This window comes from Acidiphilium sp. PM (assembly GCF_000219295.1).
In the GTDB taxonomy this organism is placed as follows: Bacteria; Pseudomonadota; Alphaproteobacteria; order Acetobacterales; family Acetobacteraceae; genus Acidiphilium; species Acidiphilium multivorum.
In genome coordinates this window covers 1-3,036 of record NZ_AFPR01000565.1, presented here as the reverse complement: position 1 = coordinate 3,036, position 3,036 = coordinate 1, and the positions used below count along the sequence as shown (strand labels likewise).

At 54.7% G+C, this 3,036-nt stretch carries 3 protein-coding genes and 1 pseudogene; 2 read left to right on the top strand and 2 right to left on the bottom strand.

Annotation, left to right across the window (positions count from 1 at the left end; all coding sequences use genetic code 11):
• Positions 1-6: 6 nt before the first annotated feature.
• Positions 7-609, bottom strand: a complete 603-nt coding sequence (locus tag APM_RS20915; protein WP_007424902.1) for a PEP-CTERM sorting domain-containing protein — start codon at positions 607-609, stop codon at positions 7-9.
• Positions 610-1,122: 513 nt separating this feature from the next.
• Positions 1,123-1,809, bottom strand: a complete 687-nt coding sequence (locus APM_RS18395; protein WP_007424901.1) for a PEP-CTERM sorting domain-containing protein — start codon at positions 1,807-1,809, stop codon at positions 1,123-1,125.
• A 438-nt stretch (positions 1,810-2,247) separates the two neighbouring features.
• On the opposite strand from APM_RS18395, the gene APM_RS22270 reads away from it, so the two are divergent.
• Together APM_RS22270 and APM_RS23200 are read left to right on the top strand one after the other, a co-directional pair.
• Positions 2,248-2,409 carry a hypothetical protein gene (locus APM_RS22270; RefSeq protein ID WP_007424900.1) on the top strand — a complete coding sequence of 54 codons (162 nt, stop codon included), beginning with the start codon at positions 2,248-2,250 and terminating at the stop codon, positions 2,407-2,409.
• A gap of 477 nt (positions 2,410-2,886) precedes the next feature.
• Positions 2,887-3,036, top strand: a pseudogene (locus APM_RS23200) (hypothetical protein); the annotation flags it as partial.

The following is a 3,036-nucleotide window of genomic DNA, read 5'->3' as shown; positions in this document are numbered from 1 at the left end:
CCTCTATCAGAGGTATCGTTTGGAGAATTTGCGCCGCCCGACCAAACCAAGACCGACAAGGCCAGTGCCGAGCAGAAGAAGGGAGCCGGGTTCGGGTACTGGTGTACCGAGTGTCGGCGTCAGGGTTTCTGATATAAGATCATAATTATTCTTTGTCCCATCCCAGTTAATCTTAAAATCCGGACTATATCCAGAAAATGTCCCAGACGACAACGTAACATTGAATACATAATTAATGCTTGTATTGGCCGGCAATGCCGGGCCGGTCGGGGCTGTTTCGGCCATGAAGCAGTAGAAATTTCCAGTTCCATTACAGCCGCTCGAGTTCAGCCCTCCTATTGATTCTGTGAAACCTGACGGGGCCAGAGCACTCGCAAAATTTGAGGGCTGGTTGAAAGCAAACGATTGTACGCCATAGCGCCCACCTTCTGTATCGGAAGGGCCATTTATGCCTGCGATATTAAGGGTGAACTGATCCGTTAAGGGATTGGCTGTCGCTGATTCGGTCAGCGTATAGGTGAGGCCATCAGCGATCAGGCTGGCGCGAGCGCCTGCCGTTGTAAGCCCCAGGATGACGACAGCGCTGGCAACATGGCGAAACTTCAACATGAACGTCCCTTTCGAAAGGCTGGCGTTGACTGACGCGGTCGGTTCATTTCGGTTCGGCTGCTTTACGCAGGGGAGGCGCCGATTTGGGCCGCAAAATAGAACAAGCAATTCCCATGCCGAGCTAAATAAGCTCGTAAAATCAATGAATAAAATATTTTAGACAAGCGAGATGTAAAATATCCTGACACTACTTTTGGTCGAGTCATTCATGAAAAACATTTTTGGTTGTATAAATTGGGCGAATGTCCGTAATGCCAGAACCCGTATCATGGAATTTCGTCGAAAGTCCCCTGGAATGCATTGGCAATTCAGGATCTGATAAGGGAACATTATCAGATATAGACTGCGGCTGAGTTGGCCATCCGTCTTGGCGGCGCTCGAAAAGGGGCAGCGACTTCATTGCGGCGCAGCCAAGGTAGTGTCGTCACGACGTGACGCGAAGCGCGGGGCATGTTGTGACGTGTTCCTGCAGCGCCGACGACCGGGCGCCGTTTTGGCGCCCGGCTTTTGTGTTCAGGCGCGGCGACGCTTACGCCGCATGATCGCGGCGAGGCCGAGCAGGCCGGTGCCCATCAGCACCAGCGAACCGGGTTCGGGGACCTGCATGGTAATGGTGGCGTTGTCCGACCCCTTGCCGTCCGCGATAATCTTGAACACTTCGGTGATCGAGTACGGGTTGGTCGAACTGAGATTGATCGCCACGGGCGCGGAATTCTGGATTCCGGAACTGAGCCCCAGGAAGGTCGCCGTACCCAACTGGGTGGCCATTCCGTTCAGCGCATTGCTCGCGTCGTAGTAAGTGGTCTCGGTTACACTCGATAGCGCGCCCGAGGGCTGGTTCAGCGTGAACCCGCTCAGGAAGGACTGGATGCCGGTCGGCGACGTGATTCCGGTTTCCGACGCGTAGAGATACAGCGTGCCACCCGCAGACGTGGAGGTATTGATGCTGTTGGTGCTAAAGTTGTCTGCAGGCAGAAGATCGCCGCTGCTACCGATCTTGTTGATGGTGAACGTACCGAAAGAGCCATTGTAGTAGGGTCCGCCCGGGGCCGGAGACTGCGTGACATAATTCGCGTAACCGGCCTCCTGCAGGGTGATGGTGATCACAGGCGTCGCATGGGCGACCGGCGTTCCGACCAGAGCAATGGCGCCGCATATCGCTGCGCCGAGTAATGTCGATTTCAGTGATTTACGTTTCATTGTCCTCATTTCCTAGTCGCCTTGGGCCACGAAGGTTGCTGCCGTTTGCCGTAAAATTTGATGATGCGCCGTTTTACCGCTAAATTTTTGAAAGCAAAAACAATGCCATTTTTATTAGCTTTTGTTTTTCAATACCTTATCATTACGTTTTCGGCACGAACTGAGAGACGTGTAAAGTTTTCTGACTCGTTACCCCCAGGGCGGACGATCGGAGCAGGAGCTGGACGCTACGGGCAAGGAGACGAGCGCCGGCGGCGGGTGCCGAAAGGTCCCATTCAGTCGCACGGCCGGATCGGACACGAGGAACTGATGCGCATGGAACTGGATCGCTCAGCAAGATCCAAGTACAGCCGCCCAGGCAGCCTGATCAACGGACCCAGGAGATGCTGAAACACCGCCCCCAATCACGCCGAGGTCTTCGCCGTATGGATACAATTGATGCAAATTGATGTCGGAGTTATTTCGCGTCTGAGTGCCGCGGCAAGATACATACGCCACGAGGATGCTGAACGGCTCGCCTGGCCGAAGGCGGCGCTGTTGATTTTTCTTGTCTCGATCGCGGCCTGGTCGGTTATTCTGGCATTGTTCATCTGGCTTTGAAATCGCCGGCGCGCATGGCACGAGGAAGCTGGAGCAAGTCAACCGTCATTCGTGCCGCATCAAACCGCCTCTCGGCCCGACGCCCCTTGCCCTACAGTGGGTATCACAACCAGCCTGATGAATTCGAGTGTGGCCCGCGTCATCGGCGCTGGGATTCTACCTATTCCTCGCTACTGGGCACGGTGATGGCCGTGAAGATAGAAGGCTATGTCCATGACAGCGATGACACTGATCATCACAACAGCAAAAGACGCGATCGGACGATCATAGAGAATGACGCTTTTCGCGCTGATGCAATCCACAACACGAATGAAGTGTTGCCGTAGCGACACCATCACAAAGACCTTTTCTTGTCGAACATGTTACCGTTTTTTTATTTTCGATCTTATCGATGTCCAGGCTCGCGGAATAGTTGAAATTCCGCATGGCTGATTTTTGCGATCTTCCGTCTGCACAAACTTAATCAGCCAGGATCCTCGGCTCGGCGAGGCAGAGGCGATCGTGCTGGCGGTGCTCGGGCTCGGCCGCGCGCTTGCCGTCCCGGTGGTCGCGGAAGGGGTGGAAACTCCTTCAACTCCCTATTGTGCCGCCCGCCGGGGATCTAGCCTCAGCGGGTTCACGCCTCGC